The sequence below is a fragment of the Candidatus Babeliales bacterium genome, from assembly GCA_016929235.1.
In the GTDB taxonomy this organism is placed as follows: domain Bacteria; phylum Babelota; class Babeliae; order Babelales; family JABCYS01; genus JAFGJD01.
Window position 1 is genome coordinate 264,340 of sequence record JAFGJD010000004.1, and the last position, 23,808, is coordinate 288,147.

Below are 23,808 nucleotides of genomic sequence, written 5' to 3' on the forward strand. Positions count from 1 at the left end.
TAACATGCTTGAACACATAAGCTAGCGATTTTTTTAGGTCGCTTCAACTTGCTGCTCCTGTTGAGGTGGAATCTGCGTTTCTTCAAACGCAATAATCTCTTGGATCCGTTTTTGCGTAGCACTATGTACCTGAAAACAGTATGACTTATACAATAGACGTTCCCCCTTTGTGGGTAAGTGTTGAAGACGTTCGGTTAAAAATCCTGCGAGCGTCAGTGCATCATGTGAATCAAATGTAAGATGTAGTTGTTTTTGGACATCAGTGAGTGGCGTATTTCCCTCAATGAGCCAACCGCCTCTCTCGAGCGGAATGATTTTCTTAGAGGCAAATTCATTCTCGTCATTAATATCGCCGACAATCTCTTCAAGAATATCTTCAAGTGTAACAAGGCCAGCAAATCCACCAAATTCATTTACAATGATTGCCATATGAATGTTTTTGACTTTGAATTCTTGAAGTAACTGGTTGATACGAATGCTTTCAGGTATAAACAATACTGGACGCATGAGTTCCCTGAGTGATTTTGTTTCGTGTTTGGCAAGAAGCATTAACACATCTTTTTGGTAGATCATGCCAACTATATTATCACGTACGCTCTCGTAGACAGGGAGTCGCGAGAAACTTGTATGCCCAAAAATATCAAGTGCATCTTGCAGTGAGGCATCGTTACTAATGCTCACAACATCAACGGCAGGTACGAGAATTTCTTTGACCTGTTTTTGGTTAAGAGAAAAGATGCTTTGAAGCATTTGTGACTTTTCGCCCTCGATTAATCCTTTTTCGTATACGTAACTGATAAGAAACTGAATTTCTTTTTCTGATATAGCGCCTTCTTCTTCTGGTTTACCTCCAATTCGACATGTAATAGCAGACGAAAGTTTTGTAAGACTTTGTACCAGTGGTGTGAGGATGAAGTAAATGATATTGGTAAACCAAAGCGTTGACTGAAAAATGCGTTCACCGTGTGTTTTTGCAAAGCTTTTTGGAATAATCTCACCAAAAATTAAGATTGCAAGTGTTGCTATGCCAACGCCCAAGGTGAATCCAAGACGACCAGAAAAGTTTAGTGCCGCAAATACATCTTTCATGACATGAGTGACCAGAGCAGCTGTTGCAGTATTCCAAAAGCTACTTGCAATAAGAATAGTTACAAGAATGCGATGAGGGTTTTTTTCTAGTTCTTGCAGTAGAAGAGTGTATCGTTTTTTTGTTGTAGCGATTTCTTTGATTTTAAATAGTCGAATTGCAGTCACAGCAGTTTCGAGAAACGATGCAAATGCCAAACAGATAAGTGATACAAGAAACAATGGGAACTTTATATATAAAAGATTACCAAGTGACAGGTTCATATGGTTCTCACAAATATAATAAGGTTAATATTTCGATGGATACTAGCAAATTCTTTTTCAAAAAACGATCGCTGATTTTGTCAAAAAAGTATGGGGTTTTACAAACGGAGTAATAGAGCGTCAAATTTGGTGCGTGAAACAGATCGGGGCACAATAACGAACTGTGGCCAATGGTTCGCATCATTGTTCTAGACACAAGACAAAGAGGGCGTTGAATGAATTCAGCGCCCTCGCAGAACTACAGCCTGTTGATGTTCGAGGAGCATCACTTGCATAGAGCTTTGATTATGTTGCAATGCTAAGAGATGCGCGCTTCAATATTTATGGTCCTTACTCAATAGAATCGTCATTAGAAATGTTGTCAAACTCTTTGTCGAAGAACGATTGTAGTTTCTTACTTCGAGATGGATGACGTAGTTTGCGTAGTGCCTTCACTTCAATCTGACGGATACGCTCACGTGTGACTGAGAAGTCCTTACCAACTTCTTCCAGGGTGTGTTCTGACGCAACATCAATACCAAAACGCATTTTAAGTACTTTTTCTTCCCGTGGTGTTAATGTCTTAAGAACTTCGCGAACCTTTTCCTTAAGATCATTATTGGCAACGGTATCTGCAGGTGAGTACTCATTTTCGTTCTCGATAAAGTCCTTGATGAATGCATCGTCACTATCTCCTACAGGAGTTTCAAGTGAGATTGGCTCCTTGGAAATTTTGATGATGTTTTTGATTTTTTTCTCATCAAGGTTGAGTTCTTTTGCAAGTTCAGCATGTGTTGGTTCTCGTCCATGTTCTTGCAGAAATGTACGCTTGATTTTATTGATCTTATTGAGAGTTTCTACCATATGAACAGGGACACGAATGGTTCGTGACTGGTCTGCAATTGCACGTGTGATTGCCTGACGAATCCACCATGTTGCGTAGGTAGAGAATTTAAATCCACGTTCAAATTCAAATTTCTCAACTGCCTTCATCAGGCCAATATTACCTTCCTGAATTAAATCGAGGAAATGTAATCCACGGTTGAGATATTTTTTTGCAAGGTTGACCACAAGACGCAAGTTAGCCTGTGCAAGCTCGTCCTTTGCTTCTTTGTCTTTGAGTTGCCCATCTTGGAGTTGTTTATAGAGTTCGAAAATGCGATCTCTTGAAAGACCCATTTCTCCTTCAACCTTTTTGATTGCTTTTTGAGCCGCTCTGAGCGAGCGTTCAATTTCTTCTTTTTGTGCTAGCTGTTCTTCGGTTGGTTTTTTCACTTTTTGTACGATATCGAGCGCTTCTTGATAGCCTACAATTGCAGTTTCTTTTTCACTAATTTTTGCAATTGATTTTTCAATGCGCTTACCAAGCTTACGGATAAACTTATTGGCGATACGTATTGATCTGATTGTTTCACTAATCTCTTCTTTATTTTTTTTAACTTTGGCAAGCATTTCCTGTTTTTTTTCTTCTGAATCAAGCTTGCCACGATAACTGTGATAGATCCGTTCTTCGTTTGTAATCAGATTGGCTATTGCATCAATAGTCTTGAGCAATGATTCTGTTTCAAGTTCAAACTTAGGTAGATTTTCTTCATCAAATTCAGAAAATTGAATCACATCTTTAAGCTGTACTGCATTTTTTCTAATACGATCTCCAAGTGCGACAAACTCTTTATGGACAAATGGGAATCGTGAAATTGCATCAATCGATTCACGTTTTCCCGTCGCAATCTTATCTGCGATGATGGCTTCAGTTTTTTTATTAAGTAATGGTTTTCGCCCAATATCGCGGAGATAACTTTTTACACCATCGGTTGGTTGTGGTGAATCAAGTGTTCGACGGACGAGCTTTTCATCAACATCTTCATGTTCCTCTTCGTCATCGTCGCTTTGACTTACTTGTTCATCATCGTCGTCATCAACGTCTGTTGTTAAAGATGACTCAAGTTTTGTTTTGATTTCACGATCAGCGAGGGCTTCCTCTTTTTCAAATGAGTCAAGCTCATCGTCAGTATTCAGTTCGTCTTGTAGAACAAGGTCTACATTTTCTTTGTCGAGAGTTTTCAGGATAGCATTTGCTTCAGGCTCTGAAAGTTGGTTCTTTTCAATAAACTCGGCGAGCTCTTCATAGCTTAAGACCCCGCTGATTTTGCCACGTTCAATCAGTTCAGCGATACGTTGTTCTTTAAGAACGTCGGGTTCCTTCACGCCTGATTTTTTTGTAGATGCCTTTTGTGGTTTGACGATCTTTTTTTTCGCCAATGATTCTGTAGGTACTGTATCCAGTTTTTTAGGAGAAGCTTTTTTTTCAGGCTTTTTTTGTGCAGGAGCTGCCAGTTTTTTAGTTTTTGGTGTGACAGCATTTGCTACTGAACTTGCAACTCGTCGCACCAATGACCCGAGGCCGCGTCGGTTTTTGGTAGGAGGGTTCGTGATTTTTGCTACTGAATTTCGGTTCGTTTTTTTCTTCATAAAAGTCCCCTGCGTAAAAGCGTCTTTTTCAGCGTCTGAAACGTTGTGAGCAACTCGGTAATTTTTTCGTTGTCCTGTTCTTGTTCTGCCTGGTTGAGCCGCGTCTTAATATCGCTCACGATACTCTTCCAATGTTTTTTTTGAAATTGTGCAAACAGGTGCTCGAAAGCTGACTCTGGATCCTCTGTATCATACTCAGCTATGACTTGCGAAATGATACGTTGTTCCTGTTGGCCCAGTTCGTCAAAAAATGCCGCAAAACTCGTATCGGGATTTTGCCTGTACTTTACTAGTCTCTTTTCCAGAAGGGATCGTAACTGATCCGAGAAGTACCGAACTATATATCTACCGTGTCCCGCTGCAACCAATCTCACATCGTCCATTATAACAGAAAATAACTTTTTTTCTAAAGAGCCTACGTGTTGCAATACGTCAGAGGTTTGGGGCAGGGGCAGTGGTATTTTTGGAGGAGTATGGGCATTAGTTCCCTTATCAAGGGCTCGTTTGAGTTCGTTGCTGAGTGACTCGAAGGGGATATCAAAGGCCTGGGCGGCCTTTTGAAGGAGAAGATCCCGTTTTAGGGTATCAGGAATAGAACTAAGAAGATCTATGACTTTTTGTGTTGTTCTGAGTTTTTCAGAGAGGGATTTACCTTTGAAGTCCTTTCCTAAGCTTGCAACAAAGAACATGAAGATATCCTGTGCACGCGCGATATATGATCGAAGATTGCCTCCTTGTTTTAGAAAGGATGCAGGATCATGCTCCTTGGGAAGGGTAATGACTTTAAGATCGACATCTGCTTTCCAGCAGAGCTCAGCGAGTCGTAGCATAGCCTTTCTGCCTGCATCGTCACCATCGTACAATACATATATTGTATGAGCTTGACGGGAAAGTATGGTGAGATGTTCAAGGGTACAAGCCGTGCCTAAGGTTGCGACGGTATTATGGTAGCCGGCCTGAACCATGGCAAGACAGTCGGTATAGCCTTCGACTAAAAAGACCGTCTCTTGTTGCTGAATATGTGGTTTTGCTAGGTTGAGCCCGAATAGTAAGGAGCCTTTAGTGAAATACTCGTTCTCTCGCGAGTTGTAATATCGTGCGCGATTATCGTTGGGTTGGAAAACACGACCGCCAAACCCGCAATAGCGGCCTAAATGGTCTGTAATCGGGAAGATTAAGCGTTCTTCAAATGGTGAATATAAGACGGTTCGTCCTTCAGTGACAATGTGGGCCTTAATCAAATCCTGTGTTAGAAAATTATCTTTATTTACGAAATTTATCAGTTTACGAATCGATTCGAGTCCTCCGGGAAAATAGCCGATTTTAAATTGTGCCAAAGTATCTAATGAGAATCCTCGTTCGAGAAGATGATCCCTTGCTTTTTGGTTGGCTTCAAGGTTTCGGGCGCACCAGGTAGCTACAAATTCGCATAGTGAAAAATACTTCTTTTTATCCGATGTTCGTTCGGCTTCCTGTTTTGCATCGAAGGTTATCGATTCGGGGAGTTCTAGGTTATAGCGATCAACTAAATGGTGAACGGCTTCTATTTGTGAGCAGTTTTCTGCGCGTGCAATGAAGGCAATGACATCACCACTAGCTTGGCATCCAAAACAGTAAAAGATTTCTTTGTGGGGGCTTACCGTGAATGATCCGGTACGTTCGCTGTGGAATGGACATGCTCCCTTGAGATAGGTGCCAGCTTTTTTCAGTGTGGTATACTCATGAATCACATCAACAATAGAAAGTTGAGATTTTACGTAACTGAATATGTTCATTGTGGCCATTATCTTTGGGTGTTATTGATTTGTGATAGTGTACCGCATTTCCCAAAAACAGAAACATGGAGGTTTATGGTGGTTAGGCACGGTATTGTCGTGGTATGTTTATGCGTTTTTGCAGAATCTCTTGTAGCAGTCAAAATTAGCCCGCAAAAGGGTAGACGGCGGCGTCGAGTTGCCTTTGATATTCCTGGGGATCGACTGTTATTGGATGCGATAAAAGATGAAGACCTTCAAGAAATCCGACGTTTATCTGCATTTGTTAATACACCTCTTCCAACGGGTGACTTGCCTTTGTATAGAGCGGCTCGAACAAGTCGGATTCCATGCATACAGGCCTTGATTGATGCAGGAGCAGATTTAGGTATAGTTGACCGAACGGGCTGCACTGCAGGTGATGTAGCACTTGTCTCGGGGCGTCGTGATGTTAGTAGGTTTCTTAGAGATGCACGAATGAGGCAGGCCTCTAAGCGTTGGTTTCCTAAGTTGTTTTCCTTTTTTGGTAAGTGCATGCAAGTAACAAAATGAGTGACACAGCTGCAAGTGTGAGTGCAATCCATTGATAGTATGAAAACTCGATAGTAATATCTCGCGCTATAAAGGCACGGATAGTCCTATCGCCTCTAAAAAAATCGGTGACGAATCTAATAATGTTGACGAAAAATAAATAGAGCATGAATTGCTGCCCTGGTTTTTTAAGAAGATGCTGGAAGAAAAAATGCATTAACAAAAAGAGAAGAAACAATAGGCCAGCGCTATACAGCTGTGAAGGATGTAATGCGATACAAAGTGGAGCTGCGCCTTCAGGATTGGTAAATGTCACGGCCCATGCAACAGCTGTCGGTGCGCCATAACAGCAGCCTGCAAAGAAACATCCTACTCTTCCAAATGCTTGGGCAAGGGCAGCATACGGAGCAATCATATCAAGAAAATGCAGCACAGGTATTTTATGATGACGAAGATAAAAAATTAAAAATACGAGTACGCCAAGAATGGTTCCAAGAATTGAAAGACCGAATCCTTCTCCGATCGTAATAGCATGCCAATAGTCGTTGATGGATTGTACCTCTGTGAAGACATACATGAGGTGGCCGCCAATGAGGCCTGCAAGTATGCTCCAACTAATAAGCGTGTAAAAATGTGTCTCTGAAATAAGTTTCTTCCTAGTCGGATGTGTTCGTAAAAAATACAACGCACAAATGAGGCCTAATACAATTGCCAGACCATAACTGTGAATGGCAATGGGGCCGTAAATATCTGCGATGCGCGGATACATATAATCTCCTTTTGATACGATCTTCTATCGCTTGTACTGAGATTTCAAAATGAGCAATGACAACGCTGCTGGTGTCATACCAGGAATCAACGATGCATCAGCAATGGTCTTTGGCATATGCCGGCGAAGTTTCTGACGTAGTTCCGTCGAAAGTCCTGACATAGTTTCGTATGATAATGATGTAGGAATTTCAAGTGTTTTATACTTATGTGTTTTTTCAATCTCTTTTTGTTCGCGATGTAAGTATGGCTCATATCGAACTGTTGCGTGAATAGTTTGCACAGCACGATCTGATAAATCCTGTCCAATCAATGCTTTTAATTCTGAGGGAGTATGTGTATCAAATAGACTAATTAGTTCAACAAATGTGTACTGCTGCTTCAGTTGTATCAATGTTGCATCAATTTGTTGTTGTTCATTTTTGATTGCTTGGTGCTGTTTATCTGAGATCAATCCAAACCGATGAGCTTTCTCTCCTAGTCGTGCAAAGGTATTGTCTTGGCGCAAAAGAAGCCGCCGTTCGGCGCGTGATGTAAACATCCGATATGGTTCATCAACACCAAGCGTAACCAGGTCATTGATCATGACGCCAATATAACTTTCTTCTCGTTCAAGTATGAATGGCTCTGTATGCCCTTGTGTTTTGCGTGCTGCATTTACACCTGCGACTAAACCTTGTGCTGCCGCCTCTTCATAGCCGGTCGTACCATTGATTTGTCCTGCACAAAAGAGATTGCTAATGACGTTTGTTTCTAGACTATGAGATAGTTGTTCTGGAAATACGAAATCGTATTCAACTGCATATCCGGGTTTAGTAATAATAGCGTTCTCAAAGCCTTTAATCGATCGAATGTACTTCTCTTGTACATCATATGGAAGTGATGTTGAAAGGCCGTTTGGATATATTTCATCAGAGCTTGTACTTTCGGGTTCAACAAATACATGATGTGATATTTTATCGGGAAAACGGAAAATTTTATCTTCAATTGATGGACAGTACCGAGGACCAATACCGGTGATATTTCCAGAAAACAATGCCGATCGATTAAGGTTCTCATAGATAATTTTGTGAGTTGTTTCGTTGGTATGCGTTATGAAACAATCTAATGTTGTTGTTGTTTTGTGTGGTGTAAATTCAAACAGATAATCAAGGTCATGTGCATCTTGTTGTTCCATGATATCGAAGTTGAGACTAGAGCGTAGCAACCGTGGCGGTGTTCCTGTTTTTAAACGACCAAGTTTAAGTCCATGGGCTGCGAGCGACCCAGATAAGCCATATGCTGCTGGTTCTCCGTGACGGCCAGATTCTTGTTGTTCATTACCAATGTGGGTAATGCCCTTCAAGAATGTTCCTGTGGTGAGTACTACTGCATGGCCTTTATATGTTTTACTGTCTTCTGTTGTGACACCAGCAACTTTTCCATCGCTAACTAATAATCGATCAACGAGGCCATTGACGATGCTGAGGTTTGGAGTGAGGGCAAGACGTTCTTGGCTGAGTTTGCTGTATGCATGTTTATCAATTTGGAGCCGGAGGCCATGGACAGCGGGTCCTTTGCTTGTATTGAGCATGCGGGCTTGGAGATAGGTTTTCGTGCAGAGTTCTGGCATCAGGCCACCAAGCGCACTGATTTCGAACACAATATGTCCCTTGCCGACACCCCCAATAGCAGGGTTACAAGACATTCGACCAATGGCGTTATGGTCCATGGAGACAAGGAGCGTCTTGGATCCAAGACGCGCTGAAGCGTATGCGGCTTCTATGCCAGCATGGCCTCCTCCAACAATGATGACATCAAAATGATTAGTGCTGTGGTTCATGATCGTCATTCTATATAAAGCAAAAAACTGGCCCCCAATAAGGACCAGTTTATGCGATTGTTAACATTCTCGCAAAGATCTGCATGCGCCAGACAGAGTCTGACGTAGCCCTCCATTTCCCTTTTACGAGAATGACTTAACGCGTGATTTCAAGAGACGACCCAATTCTAGCTGACGAGCCATCGATGGCCTACAGAATCTTTCTTGAACAGCCGTCGGGAGCAGCTGCTGAAAGCGAGGTTCGTCTAGTCTGCCAAATTTTTTGTTAATTCTCAAAATATCTCTTTCACCGATGCACGAATTAAGAATTTCACGAGCTTCGGTTTTGACCTCACTCATTTCAGGAAGGTCTGGTCCATCCAGGAGCGTTTGAAGCATCAGACAGAACATATCCCATTGTGAGACGAGTTTGCATGATCTTGGAATGCGAAGTGGAGTTGTATTGTTTTGGTTAAGAAATTGGTACACAATTGCTTCTACAAGTATGAGCTTTGTTTGATATGACAATTCAAATACGGTAGCTTCTTTTTCCTCTTGTGAAAGCTCTTGGATTTTGATGTTCGTAAGCGCTTGGAATTCAAGGTTACCTTGTCCCTTAGGAGCATGTGCAATTTTTTGTGCAGTGACGAGCATTTGGTTGAAGAGGTATGCTCGAAGTGCATCTTCGTGCTGTTCAATGTCAGCAAAAACCTCTTGTGGATTGTCAGTAGCAGCTGTCAATGTCAGGGTACTGAGTAATGACATAGTAAAAATATGTACACGTTTCATATAATATCCTCCGTCTTGAAACAGAAGTTTTTATTGTGTTCGTTGTATTACAATAACCAGAAAAACCTCAGGAGAGGTTCTTGATATGCGAGTAGTCGGTGAGGTGGTGCGTGTGGTAGGTCAGATGAGTTTTTCCATTTATTTTCACCATTTATTTCTTCCTATCACTACAAAAAAACTTTACTATCTAATTTGTGTCCGTAGCCATCCCAACGGAATCTACGGTAGCAAAATCAGTCTAGCGGACGCAAGATTCCTGTCAAAAGGGCGCTAGTTGCTATGCCCAGTGGGCAGGGGAGATTAAATAGAAAGTGAAGGGGCTTTTGCTCCCATGAGGTGACATCAATATGTATCATATATCAGTGTTTTTTAAGGAGAAAATCCACTTTTTAAATGTTCTTCATTATGTCAGTTTTCGGGCTATGGCGGGGCTTCTTTCGTCGGTGCTTTTCTCATTTCTTCTAGGCAATCGATTTATCAGGTTTTCGCAAAAAGTTTACAGAAGCAAGGCTCGGGCATGGACTCCAGAGCGTCATCGATCTAAGGATGACATGCCAACTATGGGCGGTCTTTTTATCCTGACTACAGTTATAATCAATGTTTTGTTGTGGGCGAATTTGGGACAGGCAAGGGTCTGGTTATTCTTGGCTTGTTTAGTTGGCTACGGTGTGATTGGTTTCTATGATGACTGGTCAAAAATAAAACAAAGAAATGGCATGTCCGCGCGTAATAAATTTGTGCTACAAGTGCTACTTGCAGTTGTGTTGATCATTGGATTGATTTTGTTTGCGCGACTATCTACAACGATAAGCTTTCCATTTTTGAAGTGGTTGAATCCGGATCTTGGATGGGGGTATGTGCCGTGGGCAGTGTTTGTTATGGTCGCCATGAGTAATGCCGTTAATCTCACAGATGGTCTTGACGGACTTGCGATTGGATCATTGATCTCAACGTTTGCGACGTTTTCTATTGTGGGTTACTTGGCTGGTCATAGTGGCATGGCAATGTACCTCAATATACCCTTTGCTGATACATCTGAGATGGCAGTGATTGGTGCGATCTTGGTTGGATCATCAATTGGGTTTTTGTGGTACAACGCGTATCCCGCACAAATCTTTATGGGCGATGTTGGCTCACTTGCGCTAGGTGCTGGATTAGGTTTAATAGCGCTCATGGCAAAGCAAGAACTTCTTTTGCCAATTGCTGGAGGAGTGTTTGTTGTTGAAACACTTTCAGTGATTGTACAAGTTGTTTCGTTTAAATATTTGGGGAGACGTATTTTCCGCATGGCGCCAATCCACCATCACTTCGAATTGAAGGGGTGGCAGGAATCCAAGATTACTGTGCGTTTTGCAATTATTACGTTGTTACTGTGTTTGGTGTCGTTGATGACTCTGAAGATGCGGTAGGCTGTTTATACTCATTTAGATTGTCTTTCGCTGTAATCCTGTAACAGTTGGATAAGCTTGGTAGAACGTCTTAAAGTCCTTGCAATATCTAATGGGGTCCCATCTCTTACATCTCCTTCACAAACAGAGGCGCCATGTTGTAAAAGAAGCTTGATAAGCCTTAAAGGTCAGTTTTCTCTACGAATTGCAGCGATGAGAGGTGTCTCTGCGTATATATCTCTTGCATTTGGGCTTGCTCCACGTTCGAGTAGAGTTCTAACAACAGCTTCCATGCTAGGTGTTGAGAATCGAGCCGATTTAATAGCGCGATGTAGTGGGGTGACTCCTTGCCATATTGCTCCAAGCATCGGGGGTCTGTGGTGATAGCCAATATCGGTTCTAGCACCGTGTCGAAGCAGTAATGATACCATTTTTCTGATCCCATTTCTGCTGCAAGACCTAAGGCAGAATCCCCTTCCCGGTTAATTGGAGCGTTGGGACTGACGCCGGCTTGTAATAAAATTTGCATAAAATCATGATGATCTTGGGTCTGTGGTCCATCAGCTTTTATGGGCCCGTCATCTTGTTTCATAATCATACTGAGCGCTGTTCTTCTTCTTCCATCTACTTCGTTTACTAATGTTGCATCATGTTCTAGCAATAAGCGGGCTACCTGAGCTTGCTCTCTTGCCTCTGTAGAAACCCAGAGCGTGCCGAACGAGCTATCTGTGGCGCTATGCAGAGGTGTTCTTCCGAGAGAACATTTTTTCTTAGGATCTGCTTCATTCCTCAAAAGAAGTCGAGCCGTCTTATGGTCTCCACGACGAGCTGCGATATACAGAGCTGTTTCACCTCCTTCATTTTGTTCATTGACACTCGAAGGTGAGGTGGCAAGAATCCGTTCTACTTCAGCTCGATCTTGCTGTTCAACCGCTTCGTGAATAGGCCTACTCAGGATAGTGAACGAGAATCCAAGCGTAACAAGAATAGCTGTAATATCCATATGCTTCACGATAGTGTACTCCTCTTGGTCAGGTTGTTTATGCTTGATCCCCACCATTTTCTCGTAACAATTGGATGAGAGGCTCGCATTTTCTTGCTTCTGCTGTTTGAAGTGGAGTAGATCCTGAAAAGTCCGGTAGGGTGGCGTTGGCCCCATATCGTATGAGAAGAGCCGAAATTTTTGCAAAATTACTCAAAACCGCGCCGAGTAGAGGAGTCCTTCCACAATATCCTCCTTGAATTATTTGTGCGTTAGGGTTCGCACCGCGTTCAAGAAGAAGCTGAACGAGGGGTAGCCTTTCTTCCTCTGTAAATCCTACGGAGCGGCTACGGTTATGGGACCAAACGGCAAGATGTAAGGCGGTTTGTCCCATTAACGTTCCTTCATCTACCCGTGCTCCGTGTTCTAAGAGAGCTTGTGCTAAGGATACTTGATTTGTCTCTACTGCATAATGTAAAGGTGGGTGGCCCTCAAAGTCTGGGATATTTGGATCCGCGTCATGCTCTAATAGAAGTGTCCCCATGGTCTGGCATTCTTCGGGTGTAGCAAAACAGTTTCCGTTGTACAGATTTTGAAAGGCTACAACGTGTAAAGGCGTTGCTCCTCCAAAGCGAGAATTCAAAGCACGAAACTTTCCTTCGTCTCTTTTCACGTTAGGGTTTGCGCCTTTTCTTAGCAGCATTCGAAGGATATTTATTTTATTTTTTCCATCCACAATGATGTCATGAAGAAGTAGTTGAGTATCTGCCGGATCAGCTCTTTCTAATAAATATTCAGTTAATGGCTCATGTCCCTTTATTACTGCAAGATGAAGTGGGGTCTGACCATCTCTATTCCGCTGTTGCATGTCGGCGTGGTACTCTAGTAGAAGCGCGGCTGTTAATACATGCCCTGCCTCTGCAGCGTTATGAAGAGACGTTTTTTGAAAAAAACCTGGTGCATCTACGAGCGCACCGTTTTCCAGTAGGAATCTTGCATAGGATGTGTTTCCATATTTTGCCGCTTCGTGAAGTGGCGTGTCTTGAACCATGGCCCCCGCATTAACATCGGCACCACGAGCCAAAAATTCTTTTGCTAGAGCGCACTGTCCTTCCTCTTGTTTGACATGGTGCATGGTGATGGAATGCAATAGCGTGCAGCCATGGTTATCTTTTGTGGCCACAGAGGCACCACGGTGCATCAATAACAGGCACTCAGGAGTACGGAGCCATATTGACATAGATTGAAGGGGAGTGTTTCCGTAATTGTCGCGAGCTTCAATATCAGCACCATTCTCGAGAAGAGGGACCATGTGTTTTGCTTGAGCATTATGCAGGGGGGTTTTCCCATGCTTGTCTCTCGCATTAACGTTCGCACCGTTTGCTATCAACAGCCTCGTAATTTCAACGGGTTGATGTATAACCGCTATATGAAGTGGTGTTTCGCCGTCTTCATTCTGTTCATTAAGCTCCTTAGGGTTGCGAGTGGAGACGGAGGAAATATATGATGCTAGCACTTCCGATTCTCCCCGCCTCACAAAGTCATGAATATCCGTAGCCAAACCTAGATGTGAGGAAAACATTGTCCACAGGACAAGTACACTTCTTTTATACATTATAACGACTCCCTTGATTACAAGCATACATTTTCGCGGGACAGGGTATCACACGGAGTATGCCGTGTCTTGTGGGATGGCCTCGGGGGTGGATTATAGTTTACTGTAGGAGCTATCAGCCACGTAGATAATTGTTATTTCCAAAATCAGAAAAAAGACGCAATTATTTTCGGGTAACTTCCGGATATAATTGCTGGCAGTAACTAAGATCACTGTTCGTGTGCAATTATTACACTATTGCTGTGTCTGATGTCGCTGATGACTCTGAAGATGCGTTAGATTTTTGTAGGAAATCTTTCCCAAGGTGATAAAATGTTTTTGCAGTGTAGTAGATGCTAGGGAAAGAGAATCCTGAGGCAGCTAGCAGGAAGAGACTTTTTGAGGTTGCACTAGACCTGAATAATTGTGGTATCTCCACAAGTAAAGAGGTTATCCAGGCGAATATGAGCCCCTTAAACGCGGTACGGTACATTTCTGGTATTGCGGTTTCTTTTGCTGTTTTTTCGGAAGAGGCAGGTCTATCCATTGATCGATTCAAGCCATATGCAGCCAGACAGGAGAGAAGCAGTACCGATGCTGTGGTGGTAAGCTGGGGATCAGCTCCATAATACAGAAGAAGTGTGACCGCTCGAAGGTCTCTGTTGCTAACCGCAATAGCAAAAGGAGTATCTCCGCGCTCATCCTGTTCATTAATCTGTAACGACCGATCACCACTGCTGAGCCACTGCTCTAAAGATTTTATGTCTCCTGTCCTTATTGCTTTATGAGCCTCATTGCTCCTTACCATAAACGAGAAGCCAAGTATAAAAAACGTAATTGCAGGTCTTGCGTATCCCATGATAATTTCTCGGTTGAATCGGTTTGTGTTTTGTCATCACATGTTCGACTGCCAGGGCAACCCTCACGGATAATATAGCATACGAAGTCAGCCGTGTCTTCTGTAAGGGCCTTATTTATGGTGATTAGAAGGTCTTTTTAGCTCTAATGAGGTAAGCATGAATCTGTTGGTTGGTAGTTCTGCTGCATTTTGGAGCTGGCCGGGTCTAGCTTAAAGGCGGTCGTTACTCTTTGATGAATCAACCATGCTGTGTTGAGAGACGAATCCTGAGTGCAAAGCGGCGTATCGTCCTGAGCCAGACATTCAGCGGAGAGCTAGTACAGGGAGCATGCTTTCATATTTAGGGTCTCTTGGTTACAACATAAAGCGCAAATCCAACTGCGAGAATCGTAATAATAACGATACCTGCAGTTAACTGTGATGCCAGCATAGTTTGGATACCAACCCCCATCAAAACTAAACAACTGATGAGCGCAAGCCATCCGGTCCATCGTTGCGCCTTGATTTTTCCACGCGATGTTCCGACGAGAAATCCGATAACACTGATGCCAAAGGTAAGTGTTGGCCCAAGTGCTCCAATCTGCTGGAGTATTGTCTGTGCTCCGCCGCTCGCCATAAGATAGGCCACACAAATAATTCCTTCTACAATCACACCAGCGTATGGTGTTCCATGCTTATTTAGCTGTGTCATGAGATGTGCAAATGGAATATGACCATTGCGTGCAAGAGTGTATAGGTTCCAGTGATTACTGAATAATAGTCCATATGCACCGCCCAATGCTGAAAATGCAATGGCTGTATGTGCTGTCGTGCTTAACCAGAGTACAAGCTGCTGACTTTGAGGGAAGAGTGACGCGAATAGTGCCGGGAATGCGTCAAGAAACGATGAGAATGACCCAAGTCGTGGTCCAATAAGTAGGTACATACTTGTTTGAAACAGAACAGTAATGATCAGTACGGTGAGATATGAAAAGTACAATGACCTAGACGCATTGCGTTCTGGATTCTCGATTGAACGGCTGAGTGAACAACTCATCTCAAAGCTAATAAATGCGTATAAAACATAGGGCAATGATGTTGTAATGCCGCCCCAATAATATGGTCCAGCGGCGATGAACTCTGGCTTAAAATACGTAATTGTTGCCAGGAATGTTCCGATAATTGGCAAGGCTTTGAGTACTATAAACATTTTGGTAATCATAGTGCCAACTTTAAGATTATGCATGTTGAGGTAGATGAACAATGCGAGTGTGACGAGATCTAACGTAAATGTTGGTACCCATTGTAGTGGCACAAAGAATGTTTGTAATAGTGATGAAGAGACATGGATCATGAGTGTGCCTGACGCAAGCTTGCCGACGAAATAAATCCAGCCGCTTATGAATCCCCAGAATATTCCTAGAGTATTTTTGCTATATGCATAAAATCCTCCATCGGGATAGGTGTTTACGAGTGAACCTATGACATATAAGAGGGGGAGTAATAGTGCTGCTACGACTATGTAACTTACACTGCCGGCCATGCCGGAAAGATGTGCCAGTAATACCGTGTTAATGAAGGCTCCGGTTCCGAGCATGATATTGACGTTCAGAAGCGTTGCCTCAAATAATGAAAGCTTGTGAGATGACATGATAAACTGCCTTGGATTATTTTTGTTCCACCTTACACACAGGATATTTGTAATACCTGTAGAGGCTAGTGATAGCGTACATGCTTGTTCCAAAGAGCGCCATAGTCAGATATAGATACAGTGAACCTGCACCATACAAAACCAGATTACGTAGACATGCGCCAAGTAAGATTGCGCAGCTTGCCAATCCAAGCCAGGGAACCCATCGTCTGATCGAAAATGATTCTCCTTTATAGTGTGCATAGGCAAGTCCAAGAACGCTTAATGTGTATGCTGTCGTTGGGCCAAGAGCTCCAAGTTGTTGGAGTATCATTTGATTGCCATTGGTAACTAGTAAGTAGCCAAAGACGATTAGGCCTTCAACGAGTACGCAGAGTGCTGGAATATGGTGCTTGTTGAACTTGAGCAGGCGGTGGCTAAAGAAGATGTGTTTATGGTTAGCAAGTGTATGTAGGTTCCAGTGATTACTAAAAAAGATGCCATACGAACCACCGAGCGCTGATGCTGCAATGGCAATATGCAGAATCGATATGAGCTTGCGTGCAAATACCTGGTAATACGGAAGCAATGTTTTGACAAACGTGGGTATTGCACCCATATAATTTTCTTGTGCAAGCAGTGCGTCTCCGCCAGTACTGCTATAAAACAGAAGTTGATATAGCGCACTGATTACAGCAACAACGATGTATGAGTACAAGACTGCTCGTGGCCCATCTCGTTCTGGATTTTTGAGCGTTTGACTCAGTGAACAGCTTGCTTCAAATCCAATGTATGAGTAGAGAACATACGGAATTGTCGCGGGGATTCCTGCACATAAGAACATGTCGGGTCTAAATTGTGCATGTCCGGTTAGATACAGACCACCAAGAAACACAAACATGATAGGCGTTAGTTTTGTGAGAATAAAAAAGTAACCCACACGGTTACTGATCTTGAGATTGAGCGTGTTGAGGAGTGTGAAAAATCCTACCACAACTAGATCAAGAAAGAGGGTTGAAAATGGCCGTAACCAAGCCACGGCATTTTGCATCAAGAGGCTGAATACATGGATCTTGAGGCCAGCCGATGCCAGCTTGGTTGAGAAGTAGATCCAAGAACTGAAAAATCCTGTAAACCGATTTAGGTTGCTTTTGCCGTAGGTATAAAAGCCTCCGAATGGGTATTTCTCCAAAAGGGCCGCGATGCACAAGATAAGGGGAAGGATTAAAAGCGCTACGATAATATAGGATGTAAAGCCAAGAAAACCAGCAAGCTTGGGAAGCAGGACGGTGTTGATGAAGATGCCAGAACCCAACATGATGTTGATGTTGACAAAAATCACGGAAAGAAGAGATAGATTGTTGTGTTTTGGCATATCAACTGAACTTTCTTATTGTTTTACTACGACGAGACAAATCCCTCTTCTGAGGCCTGTCTCACATTTCATTATTGCGGGGTCCCCATACTGTATCAAAAAATCGACTTTTTGGCCAGGAATCCCAGATCTGCTTGCAGTATGGATGGTTTTACTCGGTAGTCTGAATATCTGGTTTAAGTTCTATTGCCTTCATCTCAAACCATGGACCATTCTTCAGGCTCTGGGGTAGCGAGTTAATGGTAATATGAATTTTACCCTTGAGATCATTAATACAGATGGAGACGGCAGGCAACACTTTTTTAGTTATCTTGCCCGTAGTTGGTTTGATAGTTAGTCGTTCTCTGACCAATATAACACTGTTATTATAGCCACAATTTCTTTTTTGGTAGGTGTTATAACAGCATATCTTACGGGTTACTGTTTTGTCAGAGAAGATTACTTTTTGGGTAATACAGGTCTCAGGCAGCTTCCATCCTGCAGGTGGATTAGGTGGTATATCGTTGGTGCCACGTATTAGGCATGGGAGAGAATCGGGGTCTCTATTTGGATCATCCCCAAGCGGCTCAATATCTTGAGGAAGCGGCTCGAGAAGGCGGTCTAACGTTTTTCCAGGTTCAATAACTGGCACTTTGCCTTCTGGCGTTGTAACAAGTGCATTGAGGGCGCGGTGGCAGGTTAGTTCACAGGGAACGTCAGTATTATTGGTGATGCGAGATAGGTAAACATCGATGCTGTAACATGAGAATGGAATGAATAGTAGTGCCAATTTTATTTTCATGTGAGGACTCCTTTGTTGAGTACTGTACAGGTGTGATGGCACGTGTGGCAATGGTTTTAATGTGACCAGATTAGGTACGCAATAATGGAACCTGCAATCGCTGCATTCAAGCTTTCTGCAGGACCAGGCATAGGGAGTGTTATGTGCACATCAGAGCTCTCCTTGATTTCAGATGTGAGTCCATGTGCTTCACTGCCAATGACAAGAAGCGCCTCGTCAGCATTGATGACTTTCGGCTCCGCGCCACCAGAGATGACGGTTGCGGCAAGTTGTAGCGAGCCTTTGTGTGTAAGTACATCGTGCCATGACCACCGGAAGATACGAAGGGAGGTAATAGTGCCGGCACTTGCCTGAACTACTTTTGGATTATATGGATCAACACCACCTATCAGTACAATTGATGAACGGTTCAAAGCAACACTGGTGCGTATAAGTGTTCCCATGTTTCCAGGATCAGAAATATTGGCCAAGATGAGGCCTGAAGATAAAACATCTGGCTTGGGGTGTGGGGGAATAACAAACGTGGCAAGAAGGCCGCTTGGTGTTGTTGCCGATGAGATTTTTTCCATAACATGATCACTTACAAGAATGATCTTGGAATCCCCAGTCATTTTTTGTGCATGAATTAACATTGCATGTGTGCTGTACAGGGTGTGAAGTTCTGTTCCTGCCGTGAGGATCGTTTTGATGGTGCGCGTGCCTTCAGCAAGAAAGAGGTTTTGGTTATACCTTTCTTTTACTGAGGTAAGCCTGGTAACGGTTTTTATATTCTCATTGTGGACTGAGGTTATCTCGTTCATTTAGATCTCGTCGTTTAGAATATTTTGACGATACTCTGACATAAGTGTGACCATAAAGTGAAGGTTATGAATGGTTGCCAGAATATACCCGGTCATTTCCTTTGCCTTGAATAAGTGATGCAGATATGCACGTGTGTAATGAGTACATGTGTGACATGCGCATGCTGGATCAACGGGTTCAAAAGCAGTTTTATTTGTTGTGTTGAGAATTTTTATGTTACCGCGTTTGGTAAACAATAGTCCGTGTCGTGCACAACGCGTTGGATGTGAGCTGTCGAATGTATCGATGCCGAGTTTGACAATCGGATGAATGGATTCTAGGTCACCAATTCCGAGAAGATGATTGGGTTTATTTTGCGGCATATGTGGCATCAAAAATGTGAGAAGCTCAACCATTTCTTCACGATTTTTCCCAATGCTTCCTCCGATAGCGTAGCCATCAAACGGCAATGTTTTGAGATAGTCGATACTTTTTTTGCGGAGATTTTGATCAATCCCTCCGTGGACAACAGCGTACATTGCTTGATTGTTTGGATTTTTCATATGTTCGTCTAGTGAGCGTTTTTCCCAGCGATGTGTGCGTTCTACTGATGATTCTAACTTTTTGGGATCGATATGATATGGTGGTAGCTCGTCGAGCGGGATAATGATATCAGCCCCTAGATCTTTTTGTGCACGTACTGATGATTCGGGCGTGAGAAGAACCCTCGTTCCGTCTCGATACGATCTAAAAAGAACACCGTCATCGGTGATCTTGAGGACCGAACCGTCATGCTTCTTTTTACCCTTGCTCTTGAGTTCGTCCTTAACGGTTCCATATGCCAAGCTGAACACTTGGAAACCACCAGAATCAGTTATGAGCGGCATATTTCGGTTCATGAACGAGTGCAATCCGCCGGCTTGTTTGATGACTTTGGTTCCTGGTTGGAGCATGAGGTGGTATGTGTTGCAGAACATGAGTTGGAGCCCAATATCCTCGACTGTTTTGCTATCAAGTGCTTTGAGGGTGGCGTTCGTGCCAACCGCGACAAACGAAGGGGTCTCAATGACTCCATGTGGTGTGTAGATGCGCCCAACACGTGCACGTGACTTTCTTGATTGATGAATGATCTCGAATTTGAACTGCTGTGACATGATGCCTTAACGAGGTTGGAAATATTTGGTCAGTCCTACAAATGGTGTTGCTATAGCAATCACACTCAATTTGATAGCGTAACTGACGATCATGATGTGCGCAAGCGAGTGCACGACGCCATAAAGCCCCAATATGCTGAATAAGATTGTGTCAACTAGCTGGGTTGCTGAGATGCTCAGATAGTTGCGTGTGACTAGGGATGCAAAAGGAAGTTTATACTTGAGAATCGCATATAAGCGAGTGTCGAGATAAAGGACGATCAGGTAGGTGACCAATGATGCGATTACAATCCGTGGCATGACACCAAGTATGGCAGTAAAATGAGGATGCTGCGTATCAACTGAAGCAGGCGTATAGGCGAGGTGGATCATGCTTAGCAGCATGGTTACAAGTGAGGTGAAGAAGGTTACCCAAATGGTCCGTTGTGCCGTGGCACGATCGTAAAACTCTTGGATCAGGTTAATGCCGAGTGTGATACCGACAACAAAAGCATCAGTTGGTGTCACGGTTAGACCAAAGAGGGTGATTTGCTTAGTTACAAAGAGATTCATGAGTACTGCGAAGATACACATGAGTCCTATCAGCGCCTGTAGGCCGATGCGGTTTGCGACGATCAATGTGGCGCTGATCATCGTGATATGTAATAGAAAAATTAATTCATTCATAAGAGATCAATTCATTTTTAGGATAGTGTAGATTCTTTTAGGGAGATTATTATTTGCACCTTAATATAAAACAGCATCGTTATACCTCTTTTCTTATGTATGTAATTTCTGAGCGAGAATTGTATGAATCAATGCTTCTTCTAATTCTTCTTGACGAGCTTCTCTAGTGCGACGATTTCGAGTAGCAAAGTAATTTCTGGCTGCGGCATATGATAAACCCAACATTGCCACTCCTGCGAGAGGGAGACCGATATCAATTGCAGTGATATTAAGGCAAGAGGATCCAGCACAACTAAGTAGATGTAATAAATTATCACCTCCCATAAAAAGAGCCAGAGCTCCAAGTGGAGAACATATGCAGATATTTGCCCAGCAACCAGCTTGTTCTTCATCAAGATCTTTTTTAAGACTAGCTTCTCTATATTGAGTATTTCTTTTTAGGACTCGTGCTGCCGTTTCTAATATGATCTCTCGTGATGGAGGATTGTCTGCCGCCTGGGGAGGCCTATCCATACAAAATGAGGGTTTGATAGATAGCAAAATGATTATAAATATTGATCCATATAAGCAAGGGTTGCTCCAGCTTGAATAATTAGACTTTCTTTGATTGGAAAGCGGTCCCTTTTTGGATTGTTTGAGCGTCATACTTTTCCTTATCGTTATATTTTTATTTGAAAAAATGAGAGTAGCTCATTTGATTTATAGCAATGGATATTTGCTAAAACCAACAAGTTGACATTCCGGTTGTGGAATGATTCCGTATGCGTCAAATACTTTCTGCTGCATAGTACGTGCTAGCGTGATGATATCGTGTGATGTCGCTGTGCCACGATTGATGATCATGTTGGCATGTTGGTACGAAATGATTGCATCACCAGCGGTAAGCTCCCCTTTCATGCCAAGTTTGTCTAAATAGTAGGCAATGAAGATCATCTTGCGGCCGTTAATCTCAAGCGTGACTTCATCGGGTGTAAAATTTCTAAAGAAACTACCGCATGTATGTGTCTTTGGGTATCGGCGTTCTCTGTGTCGTATGATCTCATGTCGTCGACCAAGAGCAAAGGCTGCGTCTGTTTGAGACAGTGGTGCAAGTTTGAATGTGGTGCTGACAAGTATGTGTTGCTTGTCAAATAGTTTGGATTGATCGTATCCAAATTGAAACCACTCAGCATCGACTGTGGTAATCTCGCCCGTTTTTACATTCATAACCTGTCCTGAAACAATGAAGTCACTGAGCCCATGCTCAAAGTAGTGCACGTTAATGTAGGTTGAACCTCCGACAGTACCTGGAATGCCGCTAAAGACTTCAAGGCCACCAAGCTGGTGTTCAAGGCTAGTTATGATGAGCGCATTTAGTGTGGTGCCTGCTTCAGCAGTTACAAGATCATCAGTAATGGTGATGTTGGTCATGTGTGGTTTGATAACAAGGCCATCACAACCTTCATCACTAATAAGTATATTTGCACCTGATCCGAGGATGAAAATAGGAAGTGAATTATCGTGTGCAAAGGTGCGTGCATACTGGAGTTCATCAACGGTTGTTGGTTCACTAAAATAAGCTGCAGGTCCGCCTGTTCGGAAGAATGTTTTGTCGTGAAGCGGTATGTTGGTGCGTAGCGATTGTGGTAGCGGTGTAGGGTGATTGATTTGTAATTTCATCACAGTTCGATCGTTTATGACGGACAATATTTGTCACAGTATACGATCTTTTGGGATGTCATAAAAGTAAGAAAAAAGAAGCTATGAATCACCGATACTTTTGTAATGGCAGTTACTTGAAAATGTTACTCTAACATGTCCAGCTGGATACGGCGTAATTCTTGCTGTTGTCTGCGTTGTCTTTCAAGTTCAGTTATGCGATCTGCAATTTCAAGAGAGGCCGCAAGGTAGTGAGCCTTAGGAGCTAGAGCTTCAGGCGACTCTCTTTGCTCATACGGTTCATGAAGAGCAATCCTCGCGACGAAACCATCTAAAACTCCATTAGGAATTCCCGCAAAAAGTCGATCTGCGATTTTTATAAGTAATTCTTGAGCTCTAGATGTAGTTTCTTCATCTCCTTGAGTATGGGCAAGAGTTGTAACAAATTGACGACCTTGTCCTTCAAGTAGAGGTAATGCTCCTCGATCGCGAGATTTTACACAATGCTCCCATATTCTAAGCCATGTTTGTGCTTCAACAAAGAGAGAGGCTTGAGTTTCAAAGTTCATTACTGGCTCTGATAGTCTAGAGCGAGTCGCAGCCTCTCGTGCTTGTGATATGAAGAATGCAGAAAGTATTTCTGCTTGTTGTTCAAGTCGTGGTCTTAGTTGTTCGAAATGAGCATCAAATTCGGCATCAGAAGGGGGGGGGCTAAAGGTGAAGGCTTTTGCTTTCAGGACTGCACCCAATGCTGCAATTTGTTGACTTCCAACTGTGCGGAGCTCAGTTTCAGTTTCCGTTAAGCGACGCGAGATTTCTTGTTCAGAAGTGTACAGTTGCAAAAGACGTCTTATGTGTGCCTCTGCATAAGGTTCCGAACCGATACGACTTTCAAGTTTATTCATTCGGCGTCGATAACTAAACATCGCTAAAGTGCCAGTGGGACGGTCTGCAAGAAGACGTAATGCTGTTTTTGTATACACCTTGCCCACTGCATCCATGTGTGAGTATGGTCTTTCCTTGGTGGCATCACATACTGCACACATGCACGCATCCCATTCTGGATCGTGTTGAGCTTGTTCGTGCAGATTAGATGCAAGTATTGCAAAGCGTGCTTTCATGCTAGAAACAGCTTGAATCACTCGAAGCAAATAGGAGCGTGCGTTGTTGTGGTCTCCTGCTTCTATCCGTTGCTCATACGTTTCGTTAACTCTTATGAAAAACTGTTCCATCTGACTTCTGAAGTAGTCTTGATCGACAAAGCGTGATTGCCCTGAAATTTGATCGCGTAGATTGTCATGCAGCAAGATTGCTACACGTTCGGCAAAATCTTCTAGTGGTATAGTTTGGTGAGCTAAAGCATTCAGAGCAGCTTCAAACCTTTCTTTTGGAAATGGCCGCTGCTCCATTGCTTTGAGGGAGCATCCGAAGTGTAAAACTAATAGGGGAATAAGAAGAGCTGCATTTTTAGGCATGACCCACTTTCTTCTGTGTTGCGCTTTCAATTATTGCATTCGACGAGACGAGTATACTATACA

General features: G+C 43.0%; 20 protein-coding genes. 2 read left to right on the forward strand and 18 right to left on the reverse strand.

Annotated features, from left to right (window positions below; translation table 11 throughout):
- Nucleotides 1-33 precede the first annotated feature (33 nt).
- The 3 genes from JW872_01790 to dnaG all read right to left on the reverse strand — a co-directional run bounded on the left by JW872_01790 (nucleotide 34) and on the right by dnaG (nucleotide 5,576).
- Nucleotides 34-1,350 (reverse strand): HlyC/CorC family transporter, encoded by a 1,317-nt coding sequence (locus JW872_01790; GenBank protein ID MBN1549372.1) that lies wholly within the window; start codon nucleotides 1,348-1,350, stop codon nucleotides 34-36.
- A gap of 330 nt (nucleotides 1,351-1,680) precedes the next feature.
- Nucleotides 1,681-3,801 carry an RNA polymerase sigma factor RpoD gene (rpoD, locus tag JW872_01795; GenBank protein ID MBN1549373.1) on the reverse strand — a complete coding sequence of 707 codons (2,121 nt, stop codon included), beginning with the start codon at nucleotides 3,799-3,801 and terminating at the stop codon, nucleotides 1,681-1,683.
- Complete coding sequence (dnaG, locus tag JW872_01800) at nucleotides 3,798-5,576, reverse strand: DNA primase (GenBank protein ID MBN1549374.1); 1,779 nt, start codon at nucleotides 5,574-5,576, stop codon at nucleotides 3,798-3,800. The genes rpoD and dnaG overlap by 4 nt, the downstream gene beginning before the upstream one ends.
- A 75-nt stretch (nucleotides 5,577-5,651) precedes the next feature.
- On the opposite strand from dnaG, the gene JW872_01805 reads away from it, so the two are divergent.
- The gene (locus JW872_01805) at nucleotides 5,652-6,107 is read left to right on the forward strand and encodes an ankyrin repeat domain-containing protein (protein MBN1549375.1); all 456 of its coding nucleotides are present in this window, start codon (nucleotides 5,652-5,654) and stop codon (nucleotides 6,105-6,107) included.
- On the opposite strand, the gene JW872_01810 is transcribed toward JW872_01805, so the two are convergent.
- The 3 genes from JW872_01810 to JW872_01820 all read right to left on the reverse strand — a co-directional run bounded on the left by JW872_01810 (nucleotide 6,061) and on the right by JW872_01820 (nucleotide 9,444).
- Complete coding sequence (locus JW872_01810) at nucleotides 6,061-6,855, reverse strand: prolipoprotein diacylglyceryl transferase (GenBank protein ID MBN1549376.1); 795 nt, start codon at nucleotides 6,853-6,855, stop codon at nucleotides 6,061-6,063. The genes JW872_01805 and JW872_01810 overlap by 47 nt on opposite strands.
- Nucleotides 6,856-6,879: 24 nt before the next feature.
- Nucleotides 6,880-8,676: a tRNA uridine-5-carboxymethylaminomethyl(34) synthesis enzyme MnmG gene (mnmG, locus tag JW872_01815; GenBank protein ID MBN1549377.1), complete on the reverse strand. Its 1,797-nt coding sequence runs from the start codon at nucleotides 8,674-8,676 to the stop codon at nucleotides 6,880-6,882.
- A gap of 123 nt (nucleotides 8,677-8,799) precedes the next feature.
- Nucleotides 8,800-9,444, reverse strand: coding sequence for a hypothetical protein (locus JW872_01820; GenBank protein MBN1549378.1), 645 nt, complete (start codon nucleotides 9,442-9,444; stop codon nucleotides 8,800-8,802).
- A 347-nt stretch (nucleotides 9,445-9,791) separates the two neighbouring features.
- Here JW872_01820 and JW872_01825 point away from each other — a divergent pair, with 347 nt between their 5' ends.
- Nucleotides 9,792-10,853 (forward strand): phospho-N-acetylmuramoyl-pentapeptide-transferase, encoded by a 1,062-nt coding sequence (locus tag JW872_01825; protein ID MBN1549379.1) that lies wholly within the window; start codon nucleotides 9,792-9,794, stop codon nucleotides 10,851-10,853.
- Nucleotides 10,854-11,013: 160 nt separating this feature from the next.
- Here JW872_01825 and JW872_01830 read toward each other — a convergent pair whose 3' ends face one another.
- The 12 genes from JW872_01830 to JW872_01885 form a co-directional block, all read right to left on the reverse strand.
- Complete coding sequence (locus JW872_01830; GenBank protein MBN1549380.1) at nucleotides 11,014-11,844, reverse strand: ankyrin repeat domain-containing protein; 831 nt, start codon at nucleotides 11,842-11,844, stop codon at nucleotides 11,014-11,016.
- Nucleotides 11,845-11,872: 28 nt separating this feature from the next.
- Nucleotides 11,873-13,429 (reverse strand): ankyrin repeat domain-containing protein, encoded by a 1,557-nt coding sequence (locus tag JW872_01835; GenBank protein MBN1549381.1) that lies wholly within the window; start codon nucleotides 13,427-13,429, stop codon nucleotides 11,873-11,875.
- 229 nt (nucleotides 13,430-13,658) lie between these two features.
- Nucleotides 13,659-14,267, reverse strand: coding sequence for an ankyrin repeat domain-containing protein (locus JW872_01840; GenBank protein MBN1549382.1), 609 nt, complete (start codon nucleotides 14,265-14,267; stop codon nucleotides 13,659-13,661).
- Nucleotides 14,268-14,607: 340 nt separating this feature from the next.
- Entirely contained in the window at nucleotides 14,608-15,897 is a 1,290-nt protein-coding gene (locus JW872_01845; GenBank protein ID MBN1549383.1) for an APC family permease, read from the reverse strand.
- A gap of 16 nt (nucleotides 15,898-15,913) precedes the next feature.
- Nucleotides 15,914-17,251 carry an APC family permease gene (locus tag JW872_01850; GenBank protein MBN1549384.1) on the reverse strand — a complete coding sequence of 446 codons (1,338 nt, stop codon included), beginning with the start codon at nucleotides 17,249-17,251 and terminating at the stop codon, nucleotides 15,914-15,916.
- A gap of 151 nt (nucleotides 17,252-17,402) precedes the next feature.
- Complete coding sequence (locus tag JW872_01855) at nucleotides 17,403-18,032, reverse strand: hypothetical protein (GenBank protein ID MBN1549385.1); 630 nt, start codon at nucleotides 18,030-18,032, stop codon at nucleotides 17,403-17,405.
- A gap of 56 nt (nucleotides 18,033-18,088) precedes the next feature.
- The gene (locus tag JW872_01860) at nucleotides 18,089-18,832 is read right to left on the reverse strand and encodes an RNA methyltransferase (protein ID MBN1549386.1); all 744 of its coding nucleotides are present in this window, start codon (nucleotides 18,830-18,832) and stop codon (nucleotides 18,089-18,091) included.
- Nucleotides 18,833-19,966: a tRNA-guanosine(34) transglycosylase gene (locus tag JW872_01865; GenBank protein ID MBN1549387.1), complete on the reverse strand. Its 1,134-nt coding sequence runs from the start codon at nucleotides 19,964-19,966 to the stop codon at nucleotides 18,833-18,835.
- 6 nt (nucleotides 19,967-19,972) lie between these two features.
- Entirely contained in the window at nucleotides 19,973-20,632 is a 660-nt protein-coding gene (locus tag JW872_01870; GenBank protein ID MBN1549388.1) for a queuosine precursor transporter, read from the reverse strand.
- A gap of 93 nt (nucleotides 20,633-20,725) precedes the next feature.
- Nucleotides 20,726-21,277 carry a hypothetical protein gene (locus JW872_01875; GenBank protein ID MBN1549389.1) on the reverse strand — a complete coding sequence of 184 codons (552 nt, stop codon included), beginning with the start codon at nucleotides 21,275-21,277 and terminating at the stop codon, nucleotides 20,726-20,728.
- Between the two features lie 54 nt (nucleotides 21,278-21,331).
- Nucleotides 21,332-22,294, reverse strand: coding sequence for a UDP-N-acetylmuramate dehydrogenase (murB, locus tag JW872_01880; protein MBN1549390.1), 963 nt, complete (start codon nucleotides 22,292-22,294; stop codon nucleotides 21,332-21,334).
- A gap of 122 nt (nucleotides 22,295-22,416) precedes the next feature.
- Nucleotides 22,417-23,745 carry a hypothetical protein gene (locus tag JW872_01885; protein MBN1549391.1) on the reverse strand — a complete coding sequence of 443 codons (1,329 nt, stop codon included), beginning with the start codon at nucleotides 23,743-23,745 and terminating at the stop codon, nucleotides 22,417-22,419.
- Between the last annotated feature and the right edge of the window lie 63 nt (nucleotides 23,746-23,808).